The 25,293-nt window shown below is 63.2% G+C and carries 19 protein-coding genes; 8 read left to right on the top strand and 11 right to left on the bottom strand.

Translation table 11 applies throughout. From position 1 onward, the window contains the following. Positions 1–496 precede the first annotated feature (496 nt). The 3 genes from gyrB to dnaA form a co-directional block, all read right to left on the bottom strand. Entirely contained in the window at positions 497–2,968 is a 2,472-nt protein-coding gene (gene gyrB, locus DXT59_RS05040) for a DNA topoisomerase (ATP-hydrolyzing) subunit B (protein WP_116135870.1), read from the bottom strand. A gap of 194 nt (positions 2,969–3,162) precedes the next feature. Beyond that, the gene (dnaN, locus tag DXT59_RS05035; protein WP_116135821.1) at positions 3,163–4,266 is read right to left on the bottom strand and encodes a DNA polymerase III subunit beta; all 1,104 of its coding nucleotides are present in this window, start codon (positions 4,264–4,266) and stop codon (positions 3,163–3,165) included. Positions 4,267–4,518: 252 nt separating this feature from the next. Next, a complete protein-coding gene (dnaA, locus tag DXT59_RS05030; protein ID WP_116135869.1) occupies positions 4,519–6,135 on the bottom strand; it encodes a chromosomal replication initiator protein DnaA in 1,617 nt (538 codons plus the stop codon). Positions 6,136–6,574: 439 nt separating this feature from the next. Between dnaA and rpmH the strand changes: the two genes are divergently transcribed. From rpmH to yidC, 4 genes are all read left to right on the top strand, one after another. Beyond that, on the top strand, positions 6,575–6,709 hold the full coding sequence (rpmH, locus tag DXT59_RS05025) for a 50S ribosomal protein L34 (protein WP_004198824.1): 135 nt from the start codon (positions 6,575–6,577) through the stop codon (positions 6,707–6,709). 25 nt (positions 6,710–6,734) lie between these two features. Next, the gene (gene rnpA / locus DXT59_RS05020) at positions 6,735–7,217 is read left to right on the top strand and encodes a ribonuclease P protein component (protein ID WP_116135820.1); all 483 of its coding nucleotides are present in this window, start codon (positions 6,735–6,737) and stop codon (positions 7,215–7,217) included. Positions 7,218–7,303: 86 nt separating this feature from the next. Continuing rightward, a complete protein-coding gene (yidD, locus tag DXT59_RS05015) occupies positions 7,304–7,534 on the top strand; it encodes a membrane protein insertion efficiency factor YidD (protein ID WP_116135819.1) in 231 nt (76 codons plus the stop codon). A 30-nt stretch (positions 7,535–7,564) separates the two neighbouring features. Then, positions 7,565–9,220, top strand: a complete 1,656-nt coding sequence (gene yidC / locus DXT59_RS05010) for a membrane protein insertase YidC (protein WP_116135818.1) — start codon at positions 7,565–7,567, stop codon at positions 9,218–9,220. Between the two features lie 114 nt (positions 9,221–9,334). On the opposite strand, the gene DXT59_RS05005 is transcribed toward yidC, so the two are convergent. Continuing rightward, complete coding sequence (locus DXT59_RS05005; RefSeq protein WP_116135817.1) at positions 9,335–9,757, bottom strand: helix-turn-helix domain-containing protein; 423 nt, start codon at positions 9,755–9,757, stop codon at positions 9,335–9,337. A gap of 434 nt (positions 9,758–10,191) precedes the next feature. On the opposite strand from DXT59_RS05005, the gene mnmE reads away from it, so the two are divergent. The 3 genes from mnmE to DXT59_RS04990 all read left to right on the top strand — a co-directional run bounded on the left by mnmE (position 10,192) and on the right by DXT59_RS04990 (position 13,345). After that, entirely contained in the window at positions 10,192–11,595 is a 1,404-nt protein-coding gene (gene mnmE / locus DXT59_RS05000) for a tRNA uridine-5-carboxymethylaminomethyl(34) synthesis GTPase MnmE (RefSeq protein WP_116135816.1), read from the top strand. Between the two features lie 155 nt (positions 11,596–11,750). Then, the gene (gene bamE / locus DXT59_RS04995; RefSeq protein WP_116135815.1) at positions 11,751–12,098 is read left to right on the top strand and encodes an outer membrane protein assembly factor BamE domain-containing protein; all 348 of its coding nucleotides are present in this window, start codon (positions 11,751–11,753) and stop codon (positions 12,096–12,098) included. A 200-nt stretch (positions 12,099–12,298) separates the two neighbouring features. Continuing rightward, positions 12,299–13,345 (top strand): S1C family serine protease, encoded by a 1,047-nt coding sequence (locus DXT59_RS04990; protein ID WP_116135814.1) that lies wholly within the window; start codon positions 12,299–12,301, stop codon positions 13,343–13,345. Positions 13,346–13,348: 3 nt separating this feature from the next. Here the strand turns inward: DXT59_RS04990 and DXT59_RS04985 are convergent, their stop codons facing one another. Beyond that, positions 13,349–13,675: a hypothetical protein gene (locus tag DXT59_RS04985; RefSeq protein WP_116135868.1), complete on the bottom strand. Its 327-nt coding sequence runs from the start codon at positions 13,673–13,675 to the stop codon at positions 13,349–13,351. 406 nt (positions 13,676–14,081) lie between these two features. Beyond that, complete coding sequence (locus DXT59_RS04980) at positions 14,082–16,418, bottom strand: heavy metal translocating P-type ATPase (protein ID WP_116135813.1); 2,337 nt, start codon at positions 16,416–16,418, stop codon at positions 14,082–14,084. Positions 16,419–16,500: 82 nt separating this feature from the next. Here DXT59_RS04980 and cadR point away from each other — a divergent pair, with 82 nt between their 5' ends. Then, positions 16,501–16,932, top strand: coding sequence for a Cd(II)/Pb(II)-responsive transcriptional regulator (gene cadR, locus DXT59_RS04975; RefSeq protein WP_116135812.1), 432 nt, complete (start codon positions 16,501–16,503; stop codon positions 16,930–16,932). Positions 16,933–16,944: 12 nt separating this feature from the next. Here cadR and DXT59_RS04970 read toward each other — a convergent pair whose 3' ends face one another. The 5 genes from DXT59_RS04970 to putA all read right to left on the bottom strand — a co-directional run bounded on the left by DXT59_RS04970 (position 16,945) and on the right by putA (position 25,213). Next, complete coding sequence (locus DXT59_RS04970; RefSeq protein WP_116135811.1) at positions 16,945–17,730, bottom strand: transporter substrate-binding domain-containing protein; 786 nt, start codon at positions 17,728–17,730, stop codon at positions 16,945–16,947. Positions 17,731–17,748: 18 nt separating this feature from the next. Next, a complete protein-coding gene (locus DXT59_RS04965; RefSeq protein ID WP_275895763.1) occupies positions 17,749–18,630 on the bottom strand; it encodes a carbon-nitrogen hydrolase family protein in 882 nt (293 codons plus the stop codon). Between the two features lie 10 nt (positions 18,631–18,640). Then, positions 18,641–19,795, bottom strand: a complete 1,155-nt coding sequence (locus DXT59_RS04960) for a methionine aminotransferase (protein ID WP_116135809.1) — start codon at positions 19,793–19,795, stop codon at positions 18,641–18,643. 230 nt (positions 19,796–20,025) lie between these two features. Continuing rightward, positions 20,026–21,174, bottom strand: coding sequence for a branched-chain amino acid ABC transporter substrate-binding protein (locus DXT59_RS04955; RefSeq protein WP_116135808.1), 1,149 nt, complete (start codon positions 21,172–21,174; stop codon positions 20,026–20,028). Between the two features lie 85 nt (positions 21,175–21,259). Then, a complete protein-coding gene (putA, locus tag DXT59_RS04950; protein WP_116135807.1) occupies positions 21,260–25,213 on the bottom strand; it encodes a trifunctional transcriptional regulator/proline dehydrogenase/L-glutamate gamma-semialdehyde dehydrogenase in 3,954 nt (1,317 codons plus the stop codon). Positions 25,214–25,293: the final 80 nt, after the last annotated feature.

The following is a 25,293-nucleotide window of genomic DNA, read 5'->3' as shown; positions in this document are numbered from 1 at the left end:
TTCTGAATGAGAAATCGGCAGATTACCAAGCAAAACGTGCGAGAAACCGCTGCGTCATCGACGAGGGGATAGCGCTATCGCGGTCAGCTAGGCGATCGCTCAGTGTTCGTCACTCCATCCCGACGGACGCCCGCCTAGAAGGCATCGCAGGCGCGTCGGACTTCCGCGTGATGAAGCAGGCTACGTGTCCCGGCTGCCCTCGATGTTGCAAAACGTCTCCGCTCCAATCGACTGCAACGGCGCTTCCGGCACACGCCCGCTCGCGTGCGCTATTTATTTGCAAGAATACAAGCACAGGTGGTGCTTCTTGCAATTAAACAACGCGCAGCCGGCGACGTCGCGGTCGTTGCGCGTTCTTTTCGTAGCCGAAAGAACTGCCTTTTTCATGCACTGGATGAACAATGAAAAACGCGCCCCCCAACAAAAAAACGGACCTATAGGTTGAGACACCTATAGGTCCGCTTGTCGAAGATTAGAAGGCTATCTACAAGCCCCCTCAAACATCAATATTCCCCGCCCTCAACGCATTGCTTTCGATAAACGCCCGCCGCGGCTCCACCTCATCGCCCATCAGCGTAGTAAAGATCCCATCGGCCGCAATCGCATCTTCGATCTGCACGCGCAGCAAGCGCCGCACGTTCGGATCCATCGTCGTTTCCCAGAGCTGCTCGGGGTTCATCTCGCCGAGCCCCTTATACCGCTGCTTCGAAACGTTGCGTTCGGCATCGGCGATCAACCACCGCATCGCGCCCTTGAAGTCCGACACGGCCATACTCCGCTCGCCGCGCTTGATGAGCGCATTCGCACCGATCAACCCCTTGAACGTATTCGCCGTATTCACGAGCTGTTGATAATCGGCCGTCAGCAAGAAGTCCGCATCGATAACCGACTTCTTCACGTTCCCATGATGCCGCCGCTCGACGCAAATCGAGCGCAACTCGCGGACGCTGTCGTACATCGCATGCGCACGCACTTCGGGCTTCAACGGATCGTTCTGCAACGCCGCTTCGAGCGCCTTGGCCGACGCTTCTGCGCCCGCTTCGCTCGACAAGTCGATGGCCACGCCATCCATCACGGCTTCGAGCGCCTGCGCGTCGTACAACCGGCTCAACCGTTCCACGACGGCTTGCGCCAACAGATACGACCGCGCCAGTTCGCCCAGCGCGTCCCCAGCGATCGGCGCGGCGCCTTCCGCAGGCACGAGCTCCGAACCCTGCAAGGCGAGCCGCAGCATATGCGCGTTCAACTCGGCGCCGTCCTTCAAATACCGCTCGTCCTTGCCGGCCTTGACCTTGTAGAGCGGCGGCTGCGCGATATAGATATACCCGCGCTCGATCATCTCCGGCATTTGCCGATAGAAGAACGTCAGCAGCAGCGTGCGGATGTGCGCGCCGTCCACGTCCGCGTCGGTCATGATGATGATGCGGTGATAGCGCAGCTTATCGAGGTTGTAGTCTTCCTTGCCGATGCCGCAACCGAGCGCCGTGATCAGCGTAACGATCTGCTCCGATGAAAGCAGCTTGTCGTAGCGCGCTTTCTCGACGTTGAGCACCTTCCCGCGCAGCGGCAAAATCGCCTGGAACTTACGATCGCGCCCTTGCTTGGCCGAGCCGCCCGCCGAGTCGCCCTCGACGATATAAATCTCGGACTTCGCCGGATCCTTCTCCTGACAATCGGCGAGCTTACCCGGCAGCCCGACGCCGTCGAGCACACCCTTGCGGCGCGTCATCTCACGCGCCTTGCGCGCCGCGTCGCGCGCACGCGCCGCATCGACGATCTTGCCGCAAATGATCTTCGCGTCGTTCGGCGTTTCCAGCAGAAACTCCTCGAGCGCCTTGGCCACCACTTCTTCCACGGGCGCGCGCACTTCCGACGACACGAGCTTATCCTTCGTCTGCGAACTGAACTTGGGCTCCGGCACCTTGACCGACAGCACGCACGACAAGCCTTCGCGCATGTCGTCGCCCGAGGTCTCGACCTTCGCCTTCTTGGCGATCTCGTGGTCGGCGATGTACTTGTTGATCACACGCGTCATCGCCGCGCGCAAGCCGGTCAAGTGCGTGCCGCCGTCGCGCTGCGGGATGTTGTTCGTGAAGCACAGCACACTTTCGTTGTAGCTGTCGTTCCACTGCATCGCCACTTCCACGCCCACGCCGTCTTTCTCGCCGTTGATATGGAAAATCGTCGGATGCAGCACTTGCTTCGTCTTGTTGATGAACTCGACAAAGCCCTTCACGCCACCGGCCAGCGCAAAATCGTCTTCCTTGCCCGAACGCTGATCGGTCAAGCGAATACGCACGCCGTTGTTCAAAAACGAGAGTTCGCGAATACGCTTCGCAAGAATGTCGTAGTGGTACTCGACGGACCCGAAGATCGTCTCGTCGGCCATGAAGTGCACTTCGGTGCCGCGATTCTCGGTCTCACCCACGAACTGCATGGGCGAGACGCGCTCGCCGTCCACCTCTTCGATCACGCGGTTTTGCGGCACGCCACGGTGAAACTCCATGAAGTGCTTCTTGCCGTCGCGGCGCACGGTCAAACGCAGCCAGCTCGACAATGCGTTCACACACGACACGCCCACGCCGTGCAAGCCGCCCGACACCTTGTAGCTGTTCTGGTCGAACTTGCCGCCCGCGTGCAACTCGGTCATGACGATCTCGGCGGCGCTGCGCTTCGGATCGTGCTTGTCGTCGCGCTTGATCCCCGTCGGAATGCCACGGCCGTTGTCGGTCACGGAGATCGAGTTGTCCGCGTGGATGATCACGTGGATGTCGTTGCAATAGCCGGCCAGCGCTTCGTCGATCGAATTGTCGAGTACCTCGAACACGAGGTGATGCAAACCGGTGCCGTCCGACGTGTCGCCGATGTACATCCCGGGGCGCTTGCGCACCGCCTCCAGACCCTCGAGGATCTGGATCGACGAGGCGCCGTAGCTGTTGTCGGGTTGCGTATTGTGCTGTTCACTCATGGATATGTTCCGGTTCTGCATTCACTGCGGTTGTGCCGCGCGATACGTCGAACGCCCCAGAAAAGCCAGGCAGCGGCACTGGTTTTCTTGCACCCGCGGTGGGGGCCGGCGGCGGGCGGCTCGATTTCATCCGCCCTTTTAGAAACGCCAAAGGGGCGATGCGCCCCTTGGTTTCGTCTCGTGCTCGCTTCGCGTTAGATACGCATCGGCATGACGACGTACTTGAATTCCTCGTTCTCGGGAATCGTGATCAACGCGCTCGAGCTGGCGTCGCCGACGCTCACTTGCAGCATGTCCACCTTCAAATTCGCGAGCACGTCGAGCAGGTACGTGACGTTAAAGCCCATGTCGATCGTGTCGCCCTGGTAGGCGATCTCGAGTTCTTCCTGCGCCTCTTCCTGATCGGCGTTCGTCGACATGATCTTGAGCTGGCCCGGCTCGATCACGCAGCGCACGCCCTTGAATTTGTCCGACGTCAAAATCGCCGCGCGCTGCAGCGAGCGCTGCAACTCGTCGCGTCCGATCACGAACGTGTTCTTGTGCGCCTTCGGAATCACGCGCTGGAAGTCGGGGAACTTGCCCTCGACGAGCTTCGAGACGAGTTCCACCTGGCCGAACGTGAACTTGACTTGCGTCGACGCAATATCGATGCGCAGCGTGTCGTCGATATCCTCGAGCAAACGCTGCAACTCCAGAATCGTCTTGCGCGGAATGATCACTTCCTGACGCGGGAAGTCCCCCTCGATCTTCATCGACGAGAACGCGAGACGGTGACCATCGGTCGCCACGGCCATCAACTGGCCGCCGTCCACGACGAGCAGCATCCCGTTCAAGTAGTAGCGGATATCTTGCTGCGCCATGGCGAAATACACCATGCCGAGCAATTGGCGGAACGTCTTTTGCGGGACGGTCAGGCTCGCGCCGTAATCCTTCGCCTGGGCAACCGTCGGGAATTCGTCGGCCGCGAGCGTCTGCAGCGCGAAGCGGCTCTTGCCCGACTGCACGGTCAACCGCTTGTCGGCCAGCGACAAGCTCACTTGCCCGTCCGGCATCGCCCGCAAAATGTCCAGCAGCTTGCGCGCCGCGACGGTCGTCGCAACCGATTCGCCGCCCACGCCGAAGTCGGCGCGCGTCGTGATTTGCAACTCGAGGTCAGTCGACAGAAACGACACATCCGGGCCGTTCTTGGTGATCAGCAAGTTCGCGAGGATCGGCAACGTGTGGCGGCGCTCGACGATGCCGCTCACGGTTTGCAGCGGCCTTAGGAGGTTATCTCGTTCGGTCTTGACCAGTTGCATAGGGTTCCTTCGTTGATATGACGGCAAACTCCGCCTCACCCGGCAGTTTGTTCGACGAAAGCGCCGATACCCCGCATTTGCTGCGCGCTTTCGCCATTCTGCCCGCGCGTTGTTCCCGCGCTTTCATCCCCGCCTCGATCGCGCTGCGAAGCACGGGGGGCTAAACCTATATTGTGCCTGAAAAATCACCGGCTCCAGCCAAAACGGGGGGCCATGCGCGCGCATCCCGGGAACGGGCGCGCGAAGCCGCGCCTAGCCCTTCAGCGTTTGTTCGAGCACGTGCAATTCGTGATTGAGCTGGGCGTCCTTGCCGCGCTCGTCGGCGATCTTGCGCACGGCGTGCAAAACCGTGGTGTGATCGCGTCCGCCGAAAAGCTCGCCGATCTCGGGCAAGCTCTTTTGCGTCAGCTCCTTGGCCAGATACATCGCGATCTGCCGCGGCCGCGCGATGTTCGCGGGACGCTTTTTCGAGTACATGTCGGCAACTTTGATGTTGTAGAAGTCGGCGACGGTCTTTTGGATGTTCTCGACCGAGATCTGGCGGTTTTGCACCGTCAACAGATCCTTGAGCGCTTCCTTGGTCAACTCGATCGAAATCTCGCGGCCATGGAACTTCGAGTACGCGAGGATCTTGCGCAACGCGCCCTCGAGCTCGCGCACGTTCGAGCGCAGGTGCTTCGCGACGAAAAAGGCGACGTCCTCGGAAAGACTCACTCCTTCCGACTGCGCCTTGCGCATCAAGATCGCCACGCGCATTTCGAGCTCGGGCGGCTCGATCGCGACGGTGAGCCCCGAATCGAAACGCGAGATCAGACGGTCGTCGATCCCCGAAATCTCCTTCGGGTACGTGTCGCTCGTGATGATGACCTGGGCCTTGTTCGCGACGAGCGCCTCGAACGCATAGAAGAATTCTTCCTGCGTCCGCGACTTCCCCGAGAAAAACTGAATGTCGTCGATCAGCAGCAGGTCGAGCGAATGGTAATAACGCTTGAAATCGTCGAACGCCTTGCGCTGATAGGCTTTCACCACGTCGGACACGTATTGCTCGGCATGGATATAGCGGATGCGCGCGCCGGCCTTGTCTTGCAGCAACTGATTGCCGATCGCATGAATCAAGTGCGTCTTGCCCAGGCCCACGCCGCCGTACAGAAACAGCGGGTTGTACGAGATGCCGGGGTTGTCGGCCACTTGAATGGCGGCCGCCCGGGCGAGCTGGTTCGCCTTACCGGTGACGAAATTGTCGAACGTCAAGACGGGATTGAGCTTCGAGCGCTCGTACATCGATTCCGATTCGGGGCTGCCCGGCGCGGCGCCCGAGGCCGGACGCCAGGTGCGGCGCGCGGCCGCGGCTTCATGCGCGTCGACGCTCGGCAGATCGAGATCGGCCGCGTCGTCTGGCGCGGCGTTCGCACCATTGGACATGCTGGCCCCCATGGCCCCACTGCCCGCCCCGCCGTTCGCCCCCGGGTTGCCGGCAAAGCCGTTGGCAGCCGGTTTCGCAGCCGGCGCGGCCATGCCGCCGTCGAGCGTCAGGCCGGCCGCGCTCATCGCGGCCGCCGCCGACGCCGGCACGCGCGGCAGCGGCACGCCGGAACCGGTACCGGCACCCGCGCGCATACCTGCCTTCGGATCGAGCACGAATTGGACTTCCACGGGGGCCTGCCAAAAATCGCGGGCGAGATCGGAGATACGGCCCGAAAACTGGCTTTTGACCCAGTCGAGCTTGAAGCGATTCGGCGCGGCGATGGACAGCGTGTTCGCGGCAGCGTCGAAGGCGACCGGGGCCAACGGTTTGATCCACGTTACGTACTGCTGCGGCGTCAACTCACGCTCCAGCAGTGCGGAACAGTGTTGCCAGAATTCGTTCATCAAGGCGATATCTTTTTTGAGGCACGGCGACCCGCCGCCGCTCTCCCCGAGCGTCGCGCGGCAAAAGGATCCCACGCGGCAAAGCGAGAGAGCCCCGCGGCCCGTCGCCACAAGCGATTGCGGCGATCCGGCCCTGGCGGAGCGGCGTGCTGGATTCTTGAAGTAAGGCGAGATTCTACCGCCAAACGCGCAGGCCCAGGAAGTTATCCACAGGGCCGGATCGTGCGCCGCGCGCATGCTTGGCAGGCGGCCATTGCAGCGCCTGCGCGCGCGAACTGCACGTAAGGTATTGACGGCCAAGAGAAAAGCGGTTTAAATAGCGGGTTCCCGCGAAAGCGAACACCCTTTTTTCGACCCCGGCCCATTGCCTAGCGTTTAATGTTGTCTAAAGCGCGCCTAGTGCCGATGCGTACGCGGTCCATTCTCAAGTGAGATCGACATGAAACGTACTTACCAACCGTCCGTTACGCGCCGCAAGCGCACCCATGGCTTTCGCGTGCGCATGAAGACCGCCGGCGGCCGCAAAGTGATCAACGCTCGCCGCGCCAAGGGCCGCAAGCGTCTGGCCATCTAAGTCGAAGGCGACACGCGCCGTCGCTATCTCTCGCGCATGCGCGGGGGCTGCCGGCACGGGCTGCACTTCCTCATCGGGCCCGGTTCCGTTGCGAGCACCAGCAGCCTTCCCCAAAGCCGCGAGGCTTCTCAAAACGGATGAATTTTCATCCGTTTTTCGTTTGCGCCCGTGGCGCCGCTCGACGCACTTCGTCGTCTATGCGCGGCCGACCGGCCAGGCGGCGCGTCTTGGACTCGTCGTCGGCAAGAAGTTTGCCGCGCGCGCGGCGACGCGCAATCTCGTGAAGCGGATCGCGCGCGAGAGCTTTCGGCTGCGCCGCGCGGAATTCGACGGCTGGGACGTGCTGCTGCGTTTGTCCACGCGCTTCGACAAAGCCGCGATGCCAAGCGCAGTCTCGCCGCCTTTGAGAGCGTTGTGCCGGACGGAAATCGAGATGCTGCTCGGCAAGGTCGCGCGCGAGATCGCGCGGCGCCAGGCAGCACCGCCGCCCGATTCGGCGCAGGATTGACTCGGCATGCGCACGTGCGCCCCGATGCCCGCCGGCATCCGTTGCACGCGCCCTGCCGCTCGCCGGGAGCCTCGCTCCCCGATGCTATGCAAACGGTACTGATCGCGTTGCTGCGTCTGTATAAGGTTGCCGTCAGCCCTTTGCTCGGCAGCCGGTGCCGTTTTTATCCCTCCTGTTCCGATTACGCGCGCGAGGCAATCCAGTATCATGGCGCCGCGCGCGGGAGTTATCTCGCGGTGAGGCGCTTATGCCGCTGCCATCCGTTTTCCGCGGGCGGAATCGATCTCGTTCCACCCGCACCCCCGAAAAAGCGCTGAAACGCCGCTCCATCGACTCTGAGACCACGCATGGATATCAAACGCACCATCCTATGGGCGATCTTCTTCGTGTCAGCCGTCATGCTGTTCGACAACTGGCAACGCGATCATGGCCGCCCGTCGATGTTCTTCCCGAACCCGACGCACACGCAGACGGCCACGGGCCCCGCTTCGGGTACGCCCGGTTCGGAAGCTTCCGCCACGCCCGCCGCAACGCCGCCGGTCGCCGGCACGGCGCCGGCTCAGCCGCAGGCGCAAGCACAGTTGATTCACTTCAGCACCGACGTCTATGACGGCGAAATCGACACGCGCGGCGGCACGCTCGAAAAGCTCGTGCTGACGAAGAACGCCAATGCCAACGGCGCGCCTTTCAACGTCACGCTGTTCGATCACACCGCGAGCCATACGTATCTCGCGCGCACGGGCCTCATCGGCGGCGATTTCCCGAATCACAACGACATCTTCACGCCGGTTCCGGGACCGCTCACGCTGAGTCCCGATCAGAAGACGCTGACGGTTTCGCTCGAATCGCCCGTCAAGGGCGGCGTGAAAGTCGTGAAGACCTACACGTTCACGCGCGACAGCTATGTGATCGGCGTCGATACGAAGATCGAAAACGTCGGCGCGGTGAAGGTCAAGCCGAGCCTCTACATGGAAATCGTGCGCGACAGCCAAGCCGTCGAAACCCCGCGCTTCTCGCACACGTTCCTCGGCCCGGCCGTCTATACGAACGAGCATCACTTCCAAAAGATCACGTTCAGCGACATCGACAAGAACAAAGTCGACGTAGCCACCTCCGCGAACAACGGCTGGATCGCGATGATTCAGCACTATTTCGCGACGGCCTGGATTCCGCAGCAAGACGCCCCGCGCAACATCTATATCGAGAAGGTCGACCCGACGCTTTATCGCATCGGCGTGCAGCAGCCGCTGCCCGCAATCGAGCCGGGCAAATCGACGGACGTCTCGGCTCGCCTGTTCGCGGGCCCCGAGGAAGAGCGCGTGCTCGAAGGCGTGGCGCCGGGCCTCGAACTCGTGAAGGACTACGGCTATGTCACGATCATCGCCAAGCCGCTGTTCTGGCTGCTAGAGAAGATCCATGGCGTGGTGGGCAACTGGGGCTGGGCGATCGTGCTGCTCACGGTGCTGATCAAGACCGTGTTCTTCCCGCTGTCGGCGGCCAGCTACAAGTCGATGGCACGTATGAAGGAAATCACGCCGCGCATGCAAGCGCTGCGCGAACGCTTCAAGAGCGACCCGCAAAAGATGAACGCGGCGCTCATGGAGCTGTACAAGACGGAAAAGGTGAACCCGTTCGGCGGCTGCTTGCCGATCGTCATCCAGATTCCGGTCTTCATCTCGCTGTACTGGGTGCTGCTCTCGTCGGTGGAAATGCGCGGCGCACCGTGGATTCTCTGGATCCACGACCTGTCGCAGCAGGACCCGTTCTTCATCCTGCCGGTACTGATGGCCGTGTCGATGTTCCTGCAGACGCGCTTGAACCCGACGCCGCCGGACCCCGTTCAGGCCAAGATGATGATGTTCATGCCGATCGCATTCTCGGTCATGTTCTTCTTCTTCCCGGCCGGCCTCGTGCTGTACTACGTCGTGAACAACGTGCTGTCGATCACGCAGCAGTACTACATCACGCGCGTGATGGGCGCGGACAAGAAGAAGGCGGCCTGATCGCCGAACGCCGGCGCACGGTGCTTACCGTGCGATCCGGCAGACTCAGCGCAAAAGAAAAACGCCCGGCATGCCGGGCGATTTTTTTTGGCTGAACGATCGTCTAAAGCGCGATCAACGTTCCGGACGATCGCCGTAGAACTGTTCGATCAATTCCTGCACGAGATAGCGATGGTGAGCCGACAGCGACTCGATCTTCGACGCGAGTTCTATCGTCTCCGGCGTGAGCGGATACTTTTCGTCGCGCGGGAGCGGCTTAGGCGTCGTGCGCGCGGCCGCGTTCGGCGCCGGACCGTAATGCAGCCAGTGCAGATCGACGCGCAACCACTCCGCCAGCGTCTGCAGCTTGTCGGGTGTCGGAATCGTGCGGCCGGTCAGCCACTTATGGGCCGTTTGCGGCGAAATCGGATGTTCGCCGCGGTGGCGTAAGTTGAAATGCAGCGCAAGCTGCGTCCCGCCCGCCACTTTTTCAGGGCTGCGCTGTAACGCGAACTTGAGGCGCTCCGAGAACGCCGCTTTTTCATCGACGGTTGGCATCGGCAAATTGTGCAATCCCGTCCACACCGAGGAGACAACCAGCCGGGTCAGCTTTAGCCTGATCGGGCACGAATAACATTTGTTCTGAATTGACAGGCGGCCCCATTCAAGCCGGTGCCGATTTTGTCAAACCCGCTTGGTGCTTGGACTTGGGCCGGCAGAACACAATCGGCATACTTCCGTTCGTCCTAATTTTAGACTATCTCGAATGAGATAAATCTTAACTATGTTATCGGGCCGACGGCACGCTCAGCCGTCCGGCCGAGGCCTATGCTTGAGCACGTTACAATGCCAAGCGCGGGCGCCTCGGGGACCGCGGCTGGACCCGCTACTCGGCTGGCGTATTTTTTTGCGTGCCAATTGCTCGAATTGCTGGCGCGACACCGTGCTCATTCGGCGCGCGCGACTTTCCTCCTTATTGCTTCCGTTCGACCATGCTGCCTCTCGATTCAGATCCGATCGTCGCCATTGCCACCGCTCCCGGACGGGGTGGAATCGGTGTCGTGCGCGTATCGTTCGGACGCGCCGGCGAGGCCGGCGCGCACGCGTTGACGAAGGCGCTTTGCGGCCAAATGCTCGCTCCGCGCCACGCGAGTTATGTGCCGTTCGTCGATGCGGCTGGCGAGGTTCTCGATCGCGGCATTGCGCTCTACTTTCCCGCGCCGCACTCGTACACGGGCGAGCATGTTCTCGAGTTGCAAGGTCACGGCGGACCTGTGGTGCTGCAACTCGTGCTGCAACGCTGTCTCGAAGCGGGTCGAGCGTTCAATCTGCGGCTCGCCGAGCCCGGCGAATTCACGCGGCGTGCGTTTTTGAACGACAAACTCGATCTCGCCCAAGCGGAAGCCGTCGCCGATCTGATCGAGGCCAGCACCGAAGCCGCGGCGCGTTCGGCGGGGCGCTCGCTCGACGGCGCGTTCTCGCGCGACATTCATGCGCTCGTGGACGAGGTGATCGCGTTGCGCATGCTCGTCGAGGCGACGCTCGATTTTCCCGAGGAGGAAATCGACTTTCTGGAAGCCGCCGATGCGCACGGCAAACTGGCGCATATTCGCACTCGGCTCGATCACATTTTGGGGGAAGCGCGCCAAGGCGCGCTGCTGCGCGAGGGGTTGGCGGTCGTGCTCGCGGGGCAGCCGAACGTCGGCAAATCGTCGCTGCTCAATGCGCTCGCCGGAGCGGAGCTGGCCATCGTCACGCCGATCGCGGGAACGACGCGCGATAAGGTGACCCAGACGATTCAGATCGAAGGCATCCCGCTGCACGTCATCGATACGGCCGGGCTGCGCGACACCGAGGACGAGGTCGAGCGAATCGGCATCGCCCGCACGTGGGCTGAGATCGAGCGTGCGGACGTCGTCTTGCATCTGCTCGATGCGCGCTCGGGGATGACCGAGGAAGATGTCGTGATCGCACAGCGCTTTCCAGCGGGGGTACCCGTGGTGCGCGTGTTGAACAAAACGGATTTGACGTCGATCGGCGCGTGCGTGAGCCGGCATACGCCGCCGGGGGGCGTACCTGAAGTCTGCGAGATTCGCTTGTCGGCTAAGCGCGGCGAAGGCATCGAGCTATTGCGCGCGGAACTGTTGCGCATCGCGGGGTGGCAAGCCGGGACGGAAAGCGTCTACCTTGCGCGTGAACGGCACCTCATCGCCTTGCGCGCGGCGCAGGAGCATACGGCGCTCGCGCAAGCGCATGCGCAAGAGCGTGCGCAGTCGCTGGACTTATTCGCCGAAGAACTTCGGCTCGCTCAGGATCAGTTGAACTCGATCACCGGGGAGTTCACGTCCGACGATCTGCTCGGCGTGATTTTCAGCCGGTTTTGTATTGGGAAGTGATTGGTGGGTAAAAAATAGGAAAACAACAGCATCTGCTCTGCAATGCCCTAAAGTTTTGCCGGCTTTTGCCGATATTTACGCACGGCGCGAATAAGAAACAGATCCACGTTCCCGCCGTGCGACAAGAACAACTCTGTAAGCAAAGGCCAAATTTCATGAAAAAAATCATCGCATGTGCGCTCATCGCGGCCGCAGCCGGCTCGACGTTGAGTGGCTGCGTTACCGGTAACGCGTCGATCACGGATGAACAGAAGGTGTCGTCCATTCAAATCGGAAAATCGACGATGCAGGACGTCGAGCGCACGCTCGGCAAGCCGGGCGATGTCGAATTGCAGCAAGGCGGCGAACAGGTCTGGACCTATCAGACCGTCAAGACCACTGCCATGGCGTTTATTCCCATCGCGAATATGATGGGCAAGTCGGAAGAAGAGCATAACCTGACCGTGCGCTTCAATAAGAAGGGCGTAGTCACCGCCTTGGGCCGCGGGCAGCACAATATGTAAGCTCGGTAGATCGAGATCGGAGTACGAGGCCTGTAACTGCCCACGCGCGGTTACATGCCTTTTTATTGGATGGCAGGAAGGTGTACCACCTCGCTCACGGCCTTCCCATGGCATCGATCTCGGCTTGCCCGAGCACCCCTTGAAAAACCCCGCCCCCACCCCGCATCTTCGCGCCTCCACCCCCTTGGAGAACGACGATCATGGGAAGTCGGCCCTCCTTTATCGATGATTTCGCCCGCACGCCATCCGCGCCGGGCGGCGAATCCGCGAACGACGTCATCACCGAGCGCGACGACGCCCTGCTCGATGCGTATTCGCGCACCGTCATCAACGCGCTCGAACGCGTTCAGCAGGCCGTCATTTTTGTCTCCGTCGAGCGAACGCTCCCCGGCAAGAACGAGCGCCACGCCGGCACGGGCTCCGGCTTCCTTTTCACCCCCGACGGCTACGCGCTGACGAACAGCCATGTCGTGCACGGCGCGACCGCGATTCACGTCACGCTCGCGGACGGCTCGCATCACGAAGCCGCGCTCGTCGGCGACGATCCAAGCACCGATCTCGCCGTACTGAGGATCGGCTCCGCCGAACCCCTGCCGCACGCCGAACTCGGCGAGTCGTCGAAGCTGCGCGTCGGCCAAATCGCCATTGCCGTCGGCAATCCGCTGGGGCTCGCCCAGACGGTCACGACCGGCGTCATCTCGGCGCTCGGCCGGTCGCTACGCTCGGCCTCAGGCCGCATGATCTACGACGTGATTCAAACCGATGCAGCCCTGAACCCCGGCAACTCGGGCGGGCCGCTCGTCAATTCCGCGGGACAGGTCATCGGCGTGAACACGGCCATCATTCCCGGCGCCCAGGCTATTTGCTTCGCCACCGCGATCGATACCGCCAAGTGGGTCATCATGCAGTTGTTCGCCCACGGCCGGGTACGGCGCGCGTATATCGGCGTAGCCGGCACGACCGTACCGATCGCGCGCAAGGCTCAGCGTTACTTCGGGCTCGACACCACAACGGGCGTGCGCGTAATGGAAATCGGCAAAGGCAGCCCCGCCGCACAGGGCGGGCTGCGTGTCGACGATACGATCGTCGCCATCGACGGCATGGCCGTGGATGGCGTCGATGCGCTGCAGCGCGTGCTCGATGCGTCGAGGATCGATCGTACCGTCGAGATCACCGTACTGCGATTGACGCAAAAGCTCTCGTTGCGCGTCACGCCGGTCGAGCCGGCCTCCGCGCGCGCAACTTGAGCCTCAATGCAACTGACGTTTCAGGTCCGACAACTCGGAATGCATCGTCGAGACGGCGCGCTTCAGTTCGCCGTCTACATTCCCCGCTTGCTGGCAAGCACGCTCGGCGCGATCGCCGATTTGCTCCAATGAGTCGATGCATTGGCGCATTCTTTCCTCATCCTGCGATTTCATCGCCGACTGGGCCGTTTGGCATTGCTTGTCGAGTTCCTCGACACAACTTTTCAGGTCCTGCGGCACCGACTGCGCGCTTCGACAGCTACGCGATGCTTCGCTGATCGTTTGCTGAATATGAGAAAACCGCTTTTGAATTTCGCTACTTTGCAGCATGGTCGACTCCTTCACGAACCGGTCCTAGACGAGCCTCGGCAATCGAACGAATGCGATTGCCCCAGTCGTCATCCGCCCGCCTCGTTAGGCAAGCTAGACACCGCGCGCAACGAAGCTGCGAATGGCATTTCCAGTTTAGGCGACGGGCTCGATGAAGCACTCGCCGTTCGAAGCACATCGGCGTGCGTTTCGCCGGCTCCGGCCTCGATGCGCCACATCGTATGCGTATTGCATCGATCGACGGCCTCCGGGGCTCATCGTGGCCGGCGCCGTCGATACCGCACTGGAATGCACTGGATGACCCTGCAAAAAGCGCGCCCTCTCGCTCTCATAAGCGAGCCGTCGAGATTCGATCAAGGCCACGCAACCGCGCCTTAATTGCGCCGTATCGCGGCGCACGGTCACCTCACCGCCGCAGCAGCCGCAGTCCGTTCGCGACGACGACGAGGCTCGCGCCCGCATCGGCGAACACCGCCATCCACATCGTCCCGAGCCCCGCGAGCGTCAGCGCCAAAAAGAGCACCTTGATCGTCAGCGCAAAGGCGATGTTCTGCACGAGCACCGCATACGTGGAACGTGACAAGCGCACAAACGCGGGAATCTTGCGCAAGTCGTCGTCCATCAACGCCACGTCGGCCGTCTCGATCGCCGCATCGCTGCCCATCGCCCCCATCGCGAAGCCGATGCGCGCGCGCGCGAGCGCGGGCGCATCGTTGATGCCGTCGCCCACCATCCCCACCGCGCTGCCGTCGGCCGCCAACGATTCGATCGCGCGCAGCTTGTCCTCGGGCAATTGGTCGCCGCGCGCGTCGTCGATGCCGACTTCGGCCGCGATCGCACGCGCCGTATGGGCGTTGTCTCCCGTCAGCATCGCCGTGCGAATGCCAAGCGCGTGCAACTGAGCCAAGGCGGCGCGGCTCGTCGGTTTGACCGTGTCCGCCACCGCGAACAACGCCAGCACGTTCACCTCGTCCATCAGCAAGACGACCGATCGACCCAGCCGCTCCAGCTCCTGCGCGCGGATCTCGAGCGCGCCGGTCATTCGTCCTTGTTCCCGCGCGAGCCGCGCGTTGCCGAGCCAATAACGCATCCCCTCGATCACACCCGCCACCCCTCGGCCCGGCAGTGCCTCGAAACGCTCCACACCCGGTGCCGCCGCCCCGTCTTCGCGTTCCTGCCGAACCAGGACGGCCGCCGCCGCGATGGCCCGTGACACCGGGTGATCGGAGCGGCCCGCCAGCGCGGCGGCAATCCGGCGACAGTGGCTCGCCGGCATGCCGCCCTGCGGTTCGAAATCGGTTTGAGCCGGTTCGCCCGTCGTTATCGTGCCGGTCTTGTCCAGAGCCAGCCAGGCGAGCTTGCGGCCCTCTTCGAGGTAGATACCGCCCTTGATCAAAATGCCGCGGCGCGCGGCGGCGGCCAGTGCGCTCACGATCGTCACCGGCGTCGAAATGACGAGCGCGCACGGGCACGCAATCACGAGCATCACCAACGCGCGGTAGACCCATTCGCGCCATGCGCCGCCCGCCAGCAGCGGCGGGGCGATCGCCACCAGCAGCGCGCAAGCAAAGACGATCGGCGTGTAGACGCGCGCGAACCGATCGACGAAACGTTGCGTGGGCGCACGGTTGCCCTGTGCCTGCTCGACCGCATGGATAATGCGCGCGAGCGTCGTGCCCTCGGCCGATGCGCTCACGCGATATTCGAATGAGCCGGCCTCGTTGATCGTGCCCGCGAATACGGCGTCGCCGGGCCCTTTGTCGACGGGCAAACTCTCGCCGGTGATCGGGGCTTGGTTCACGCTCGATCGGCCGGCAAGGATGTGCCCGTCGAGCGCGATGCGCTCACCGGGCGCGACGCGCACACGCGCACCGATCGGTACGGTCTTCGCATCCAAGCTGTCCCAACTCCCATCGCTTCGCTGCACTGTCGCATGCTCGGGCGCGAGCTTCATCAGCGATTGGATCGCATTGCGCGCGCGATCGAGCGACATGGCCTCGATCCGCTCGGCCAGCGCAAACAACACCATGACCATCGCCGCCTCGGGCCATTGCCTCAAGGCCATAGCGCCAGTCACGGCAATGCTCATCAACGCATTGATGTTCAGATTGCCGTTTCGTATCGCGATCCATCCCTTGCGATACGTACCCAGTCCGCTCAACGCCAACGCCAGACCGGCGCAGCCGCCCGCGAGCCATGGAGATAGGCCGAACCATGTCGCCGCTTCGGAGACGAGCGCCGCGACGGCGGCCACGACGAGCGGCCACCACGGCCGCACCGGTTCGGCAAGCGTCTGCGCATCCGCTTTGGGATCGGGCAATTCGGGGACGAAACCCAGCGAACGAATCGCTTTGAGAATCGCCTGCTCGGTGCCCGGAGCATGCACGACGGTGAGCGTACGCTGCATGAGATTGAACGTGAGCCCCGTCACGCCCGCCATACCGCCGAGCTTGCCGCGAATGAGCGCCTCCTCGGTCGGACAGTCCATCTGCATGATGCGGATCGTCGTTTCGACGCCGTCGGCGCGCCGCGTCGCCGCGGGCAGCGGCGCGAGCGTCGCCGCTTCGTGTGCGCAACATCCGCCGTGCTCGTGCTCGTGCTCGTGCTCGTGCTCGTGCTCGTGCTCGTGCTCGTGCTCGTGCTCGTGCTCGTGCTTATGAGCATGCGTATGTCCGGTGTGAATCGGGGCGTCGTCGACAGTTTCGACGTCGTGGGCGTGGTCTGCGCGATGCGATCGCGTCATGGGCAAGTCCTCGGAAAGCCGTTGGAGTACAGTAAACACCTTGTAGCCACTCCAAGGTCAACCGACGGCCGCAGGGAGCCCCATGAAAATCGGCGAATTGGCGAAAGCCGCCCATTGCACGACCGAGACGATCCGCTTCTACGAGAAAGAAGGATTGATGCCGGACGCTCAGCGCACCGATGCGAATTACCGCAGTTACGGGCCCGAGCACATCGAGCGTTTGCGCTTCATTCGCAACTGCCGCGCGCTCGATATGACGCACGACGAAATTCGCATGCTGTTGCGTTTGATGGACCGCCACTCCGATCGCTGCGAATCGATCGACGCGCTGCTCGATGCGCACATCGGCCATGTCGATACACGGCTGGCGGAACTTCAACACCTCAAAGCGCAACTGATCGAGCTGCGCGTGCAATGCAACGGCGAAGGTACTGTCGATGCGTGCGGTATCGTCCACGGGCTGGCAGCGATGGAAACGCTACCGGCGCCCGTGAAGCGAACGCACGTCGGCTGAGCGGCTGAGCGCCTACTTCGCCGATACGTCGATATCGCCGAGGTATTTGCGCGCGAGCGCCTTCACCACGCCGTCGGCTTGCAGCTTTTCGATGGCGGCATCGAGCCGCGTGCGCAATGCGTCGTCGCCGCGGCGAATGCCGAATGCGATGCCGCTGCCGAGGATCTTCTCGTCGCGCACGGGTTGCCCGACAAAGGCAAAGCCTTTTCCATCCGGCCGCGACAGGAACCCCTTCTGCCCCGCCGGCGCGAGGACGAGCGTCGCGTCGAGCCGGCCCGCGACGAGATCGGTGTAGACCTGGTTCTGATCCTGATACGAGACGACATCGACGCCGGCCGGCGCCCAATGCGCCTTCGCGTAAGTCTCTTGAATCGAGCCTTGCAGCACGCCGACGTGCTTGCCTTTGAGCGACTCCGGCGACGCGGCCAACCCGCGGTCGGCCCGAGCGATCAGTTGTGTCGGCACGCGATAGATGACGGTCGTGAAATCGATCGCCTGCCGCCGCTGCGCCGTCGCGTTCATCGCGGAGTTGATCGCATCGAACTTGCGTCCTTGCAATGCCGGAATCAGCCCGTCGAACGATGTCTCGACCCATGTGCAGGTCAAGTGCGCCTGGTTGCAGACGGCATTGCCGATATCGATGTCCAGACCTTGCAGATGTCCGCTCGCATCTTTCGATTCGAACGGCGGGTACTGTGCCTCGATGCCGAAGCGCATCGACGCGGAATCGGCCCACGCGGGCGTCGCCACGCTTGCCAACGCGCAGGTAAGCGCAAGCCAAATGTCCATCCGTTTCATACTCGATCTCCCCTTTCGCTAGCGTGCGATGCCGTGCAACTGCGGCGCGATGGCCGCGGATTGAACCATTCTTCGGTGGGCGAGCGCCGGCAAGCGCGTGCGAAGCTCCTCGAGCGCGGCACGCTCGAGCCGCGCAAGCGCGAATCCGGGCTCGGGCGCTTCGACGCACGCGAGGACATCGCCCCACGGGCCGACGATCATGCTCCGGCCGAACGTGCGCCAACCGTTGGGATGGGTGCCGCACTGCCCCGCGGCAAGCACGTATGCTTGGTTTTCGACCGCCCGCGCGCGCAGCAAAAGCTCCCAATGGGCGAGTCCCGTCGTATGGGTAAAGGCGGCCGGCACCGCGATCAAATCGGGGGCCGGCGGCGCGCGATAGAGCTCCGGAAAGCGCAGGTCGTAACAGACGGACAGCCGCACCTCGCCGAACGGTGTCGGCGCATGGCCGATGCGCTCGCCCGCGGCCATCGTGTCGGCTTCGGCATGGCACTCGCGACCGTCGCTGAAGCTGAATAGATGCACCTTGTCGTAGCGGGCCGTGACGCGGCCATCGGGATCGATCAGCAACGACGTGTTGTAGGCGCGCTCGCCGGCCGCCGAAGCGCCGGTACGAATCGGGAGCGTGCCGCCGATCAGCCAAACGCCCGTGTCGTGCGCCAACGCGGCTAAGGCCGATTGAATCGGCCCGTCGCCGAACGGCTCGGCCAACGCGACGCGCTTACGTTCGTCGGTGCCGATCCAGCAGAAGTATTCGGGCAACACGGCTAGCCTCGCGCCTTCGCGTGCCGCCGCCTCGATCCAGCGCCGGGCTTGTCCGAGGTTGTATGCGACGTCGTCCGTGCTGCTCATTTGCACGACGGCAGCCGTAACATCGCGCACCTCCTCATTCGAAACGCTCACGCTCGCCTCCTTAAACCGCGCAAAGCCGTCGCGCGCCCTCGAGGAGCGTCGCATCGTCTTTCGAGAAACTGAGACGAATCACGCCCGTGTCGGTGCCGTCGGTATAGAACGCGGAAAGCGGGATCGTCGCCACGCGTACGTCTCGAATGAGACGCTGCACGAAGTCGCTATCGCGCTCCGCGGAGAAATGCCGGAAGCGTGCCAGCATGAAAAAGCTGCCTTGGCTCGGCAACAACTCGAAGCGCGACGGCGCGAGCGCCTGCGCCAGCAAGTCGCGCTTGCGCGCGTAAAACGCGGCCAACCCGAGGTAGCTGGCGGGGTCCGCCAACGCGTCGGCGAGCGCATATTGCATCGGCGTATCAGCCGAAAACACCATGAACTGATGTACCTTGCGGATCTCGGTCATCAACTGCGCCGGCGCCAGACAATAGCCCACGCGCCAACCCGTCACGTGATGCGTCTTGCCGAACGACGAAACGATGACGCTGCGCTCGGCCAACGCCGGATACCGCGCCATGCTTTGATGTAAGGCGCCGTCGAACACGACGTGCTCGTAGACTTCGTCGGAGAGCACGACGATGTCCGTCCCATTGACGAGCGCGCTCAAGCGGGCAATGTCGCGTTCCTCGAATATCGTCGCGCTCGGATTGTGGGGCGTGTTCACGATGATCATGCGCGTGCGCGGCGTGATCGCCGCGGCAACGGCATCCCAATCGATACGGAAGTCGTCCGCGCAAAGCTTGATCGCCACAGGCGTTGCGCCCTGCAGCCGCACGATCGGCGCATAGCTATCGAACGAGGGTTCGAAATAGATGACTTCATCGCCGGCGTGTACGAGCGCACTGATCGCTGCATACAGGCCCTCGCTGGCGCTGGCGATCACCGTCACTTCCCGGGCGGCGTCGTAGCGTGCGCCGTAAAGACGTTCGACTTTCTCGACGAGCGCCTCGCGCAACCGATCGACGCCGGCCATCGGCGCGTACTGGTTGTGTCCCGCGCGCATCGCGGCCGTCGCCGCGTCGATCAGCGCCGGGTCGGGCGCGAAATTGGGCGCCCCTTGAGAGAGGTTCACGGCATCGTATTCGGCCGCGAGTTGGCCGATCACGGTAAAGATCGTCGTACCCACGTCGGGCAGCTTCGAGCGAGGCTCGAGGGCGCTTCGCATCTGTTCTCCTTAGGCGTTTACCGGCGAGCTATTCGTCGCCCGCCTTGCATGGAGTCAGATTTAGCAACGACGAAAAAACATGCACAATCGAAACTTCTTCATACGTGCCATGCGTTTTCCTCATGGCGCCGGCACGGCGCCATCAACGACGAAGCCCCGCGGACGACAGTCTCGCGGGGCTTCGATTGCCGCGCCGATGAACCGGCGCGACTAGCGAATGGCGGTTGAAATTACTTCGCGCCGACGCTTTGCACTGCCTTCCACTCGCCGCCTTCGGCCTTGTAGATCGTGATGCCGCCGTTCTTCAGATCGCCGTGCTCGTCATAGGCGAGGTTCGTCGTCGTCACGCCGGGCATCTTGGTCTTCGCGAGCTCCGGCAGATACTTCGCCGGATCGGTCGAGTTGGCCTTCTTCATGGCCGTCAGCAGCGCCATCGTGCCGTCGTAGGCATACGGCGAGTACGTTTCGACATCCGTGCCGAACATCTTCTTGTACTTCTCGACGTATTGCTTGCCGCCGGGCATGTCCGCGAGCGGCAGGCCGGCGAGCGAGGCATACGTACCCTCGGCAGCCGGGCCGGCGATCTTCAGGAAGTCGGGCGTGTGCAGCATTTCGCCGCCCATGAGCGGAGCCTTGATCGCCAGCGACTTCATTTGCTTGGCCATCGGCGCGGCTTGCGAGTCGGCGCCGCCGAAGTAGATCAGATCAGGGTTGGCGGCCTTCAGCTTCGTCAGGATGCCCTTGAAGTCGACTGCCTTGTCGTTCGTGAATTCGCGGTCGACGATCGTTGCGCCGGCGGCCTTGGCTGCCTTCGCGAATTGATCGGCTAGACCTTGACCGTATGCCGTGCGGTCGTCGACGATCGCAATCTTCTTCATGTTCAGGTTCTTCACCGCGAACGTGCCCGCGACCGAACCTTGCTGCGTGTCCGAGGTCATCATGCGGAACGTCGTCTTGAAGCCTTGCTGCGTGTACTCCGGCGCCGTCGCCATCGCCACTTCGGGGATGCCCGCGTTCGCGTAGATGCGCGAAGCCGGGATCGTCGTGCCCGAGTTGAAGTGGCCGATCATGCCTTTGATGCCGTCATCGACGAGCTTTTGGGCAACCGTCGTACCCGTGCGCGGGTCGGCCTGGTCGTCGGCCGCGTCCAGCACGAACTCGACTTGCTTGCCGCCGATCACGGGCTTGGTTGCGTTCATGTCGGCGATCGCGAGCTTCACGCCGTTTTGGAAGTCCGTGCCGTAGTGCGCTTGCGCACCCGTCATCGGGCCTGCGAAACCGATCTTCACTTGTTCGGCTTGCTGTGCATTTGCGGTCCCCACCAGCGACATTGCCGCAACGAGCGTCGCGCCTGCCAGCGTTTTCATTTTGTGCTGCATAGCTTCTCCTAGATACCAAGGTAGTTGGGAGCGGCTTCGGGGTCGCCGCGCTGCTCCCGCTTTTGAATCCATCGACAAGGGTTGCTCAGCCGATCGTCATCAAATTTGCGTTGCCGCCGGCGGCGGCCGTGTTCACGCTGACGGATCGCTCCGTCAGCAACCGTTCAAGCGCGTAGTCTTCGTCGCCGTTTTCCAGTGCGCGCGTGGAAACGCCTTGCACGGAGACGATCGGCCCGGGACGCTTGGCCACTTCCCTCACGAGCGCGAGCAGCTCATCGCTGTCGCCCTCGAACAACACGGCGTCGATCTGCGCCTCGCCGCCCTTTTGCACGTCGGCGAACGCCTTGAGCTGCGCCGGCAGCGCCGCGACGAGCGCCTCGCCGGCCGCGCCCGAGAACAGCGCGCGGTTACCGGTGGCCAGCACCGCCGCGAATTGCGCCCGCGCGCCGCTCGCCGTCGAAGGCACGCAGGATACCGTGCCGCGCGCGCCCAACGAATAGGTGTTGCGCTCACCCGTCGGCCCAGGCAATACCGCCGTCGCGCCGGCCGGCATGTTTGCGAGATAGCCGTCGCAACGGGCCGCGATGGCCGGCTGCCGCTCGGCGATGAGCCAATCGCGAAGCGCCGTGAGCGCGGCGCGCGGCGAGAGCGGCGCATCGCTCTTGTCTTGCTCGATCGAGGCATCGGCCACGAGCGAGGCCGCGAGCGACTTGGGCAAGCCCGACGGACGCTTGGCCAGCAGGCGCTGGAGGTAAAGCGCGCCGCCCGCCTTCGGACCCGTGCCCGACAAGCCCTCGCCGCCGAACGGCTGCACGCCGACCACGGCGCCGATCACATTGCGATTGACGTAGATGTTGCCCACGTGAGCGCGCGAGATGACATGCGCGATCGTTTCGTCGATACGCGTGTGGATGCCGAGCGTGAGGCCATAGCCCGTTGCGCGAATTTGCTCGAGCAATTTGTCGAGGCCGCTGCGGCGATAGCGAAGCACGTGCAGCACCGGGCCGAACACTTCGCGCTTCAACTCGTCGATGCTGTCGAGTTCGATCAGCGTGGGCGGGACGAACGTGCCATGGGCGCACGCTTCGTTCAGCGGCAATTGCGTAACTTGACGTCCCTTTTCGCGCAGGGCGGCGACGTGCGTGTCGATCGTTCGCTTCGCTTCCGCATCGATGACGGGACCGACGTCCGTCGAGAGGCGATCGGGGTTGCCGAGCGTGAGCTCGTGCATCGCGCCCTTGAGCATCGTCAGCGTGCGGTCCGCGACGTCGTCTTGCAGACACAGCACGCGCAGCGCCGAGCAACGCTGACCGGCCGAATCGAAAGCCGACTGCATGACGTCCGCGACCACTTGCTCCGCGAGCGCCGACGAGTCGACGATCATCGCGTTTTGTCCGCCGGTCTCGGCGATCAGCGGAATGGGCTTGCCGTCCGGATCGAGCCGGTCGGCAAGCGTCTTGTTGATCAGGCGCGCGACTTCCGTCGAACCCGTAAACATGACGGCGCGCGTACGCGTATCGCCGACGAGAGCGGCACCGACGGTTTCACCGTCGCCGGGCAGCAACTGGACGGCGCCCGCCGGAACGCCGGCTTCGCGCAGCAGCCGCACGGCCTGGGCCGCGATCAGCGGCGTTTGCTCGGCCGGTTTGGCGAGCACGGTGTTGCCGGCCGCGAGCGCTGCCGCCACCTGGCCCATGAAAATCGCGAGCGGGAAGTTCCACGGGCTGATGCACACCACGGGGCCGAGCGGACGATGCGTGTCGTTCGAGAATTCCTCGCGGATCTGCGCCGAGTAATAGCGCAGGAAATCGACGGCCTCGCGAATCTCCGCGATGGCGTTCGGCAACGACTTGCCTGCTTCGCGCACGATGAGGCCCATCAGCGTGTGCATCTGCGCTTCGAGCAAATCGGCCGCACGGGCGAGGCAATCGGCCCGCGCGTACACGGGAGTGGCTTGCCAGATCGGGGCGCTGGCGACCGCCGCGGCCAGTGCCGCATTGACGTCCTCGCGCGTCGCTTCGACGACGGTGCCCACGATATCGCGATGATCGGCCGGATTGCGCACGACGTGTTCGCTACGGCCCGCCGTGCTCGATGCGGCCAATTCGCCGCTTTCGAGCATCGGCGCCGCGCGCCACGGATGGTGGGCGCTTGCGAGCAGCGCCGACGACAGAGAAGCGAGGCGATGCTCGTTCGAAAGATCGAGCCCCATCGAATTCAACCGCTCGCTGCCGAACAGATCGCGCGGCAACGGGATTTTCGCGTGCGGCGCGCCGAGCGGGACGATCTTCGAGGCTTCGTCCACCGGATCGGCGACGAGCGCGGCAACCGGCACGGTTTCGTCGGCGATGCGATTGACGAACGACGTGTTCGCCCCGTTCTCGAGCAAGCGCCGCACGAGGTACGCGAGCAAGGTTTCATGCGTACCGACCGGCGCGTAGATCCGGCACGGGCGATTGAGCTTCTCGCGGCCCGTGACCTCCTCGTACAGCGGCTCGCCCATGCCGTGCAGGCATTGGAACTCGTACTGTCCGGGGTAGTAATTCTGGCCCGCGAGGTGATAAATCGCCGAAAGCGTATACGCGTTGTGCGTGGCGAACTGCGGGTAGACGGCGTCGGGCGCGCCGAGCAGCTTCTTTGCGCAGGCGAGATACGAGACGTCCGTGTAGATCTTGCGCGTGTAGACGGGATAGCCTTCGAGCCCGTCTAGCTGAGCGCGCTTGATTTCGCTGTCCCAATACGCGCCCTTCACGAGCCGCACCATGATGCGGTGACGGCTGCGGCGCGCGAGATCGACGACGTAGTCGATCACGAACGGGCAGCGCTTTTGATAGGCCTGAACGACGAAACCGATCCCGTTCCAGCCCGCGAGTTCGGCGTCGAAGCACAGCGCTTCGAGCAAGTCGAGCGAGAGTTCTAGACGGTCGGCTTCCTCGGCGTCGATATTGAGGCCGATGTCGTAGCGGCGCGCGAGTACGGCGAGCGAGCGCACGCGCGGCAGCAATTCGGTCATCGTGCGTTCTTGCTGAGCGCGCGAGTAGCGCGGATGCAGCGCCGAGAGCTTGATCGAAATGCCGGGGCCTTCGTAGATGCCGCGACCGCCGGCCGCCTTGCCGATGGCATGGATCGCCTGCTCGTACGACGCGTAATAGCGCTGCGCGTCTTCCTCCGTGGTGGCCGCCTCGCCGAGCATGTCGTACGAATAACGGAAACCGCGCGCTTCGTACTTACGGCTGTTCGCGAGCGCTTCGGAAATCGTTTCGCCCGTCACGAACTGCTCGCCCATCAGGCGCATCGCCATGTCCACGCCCTTGCGGATCAGCGGCTCGCCGCCCTTGCCGATCAAGCGCGTGAGCGCCGAGGACAGACCTGCTTCGCTATTGGTCGTCACGAGCTTGCCCGTGATCATGAGCCCCCAGGTCGCGGCGTTCACGAACAGCGACGGCGCGTGGCCCACGTGCGACTTCCAGTCGCCCTTGCTGATCTTGTCGCGAATCAGCGCGTCGCGCGTCGCGCGGTCGGGAATACGCAGCAGCGCCTCGGCTAGGCACATCAGCGCGACACCTTCTTGGCTCGACAGCGAAAATTCGTGGATGAGCCCTTCGACGCCGCCGCCCGTGCGCTTTGCGCGCAACGTTTCGACGAGCTTCGTGGCCATCTTGCCGACATCGGCCGCCAGCGGCTCGGGCAGGCGCGCCTCGCCGATCAGGAACGGCACGCATTCGGGCTCCGGACGGCGATAGGCGGCCGTAATCGCCGCGCGCAGCACCGATTGCGGTTGCACGTTTTGCGCGAAATCGAGGAACGGGTGCGGCGCGCCGTCATCCTCTTGCTCCGCGGCCGGACCCTCGCCCAAATCGCCGAGACTCGAAACGCCCGAGAGCTCCGGCGGCAATTGCCCATGTTCGATTTTTTCGAGATAAGCGAAGATCGCCTGCTTGATCAGCCAATGAGGCGTGCGCTCGAGGCGGGAGGCGGCTTCTTTGAGACGGGTGCGGAGGAGGTCGTCGACTTTGACGCCGAGAGTAGTACTGGCCATGATTCCTTCGATCGCCGGCGATGGCGCCGGCCGATGACTAAAAAGTTGGCGGAATCGTACGCCTCCCAATAAAAAGGTGC

Origin of the sequence: Trinickia diaoshuihuensis, assembly GCF_003390925.1 — a bacterium.
Classification (GTDB): domain Bacteria; phylum Pseudomonadota; class Gammaproteobacteria; order Burkholderiales; family Burkholderiaceae; genus Trinickia; species Trinickia diaoshuihuensis.
This window is presented reverse-complemented; position numbering and strand designations above follow the sequence as displayed.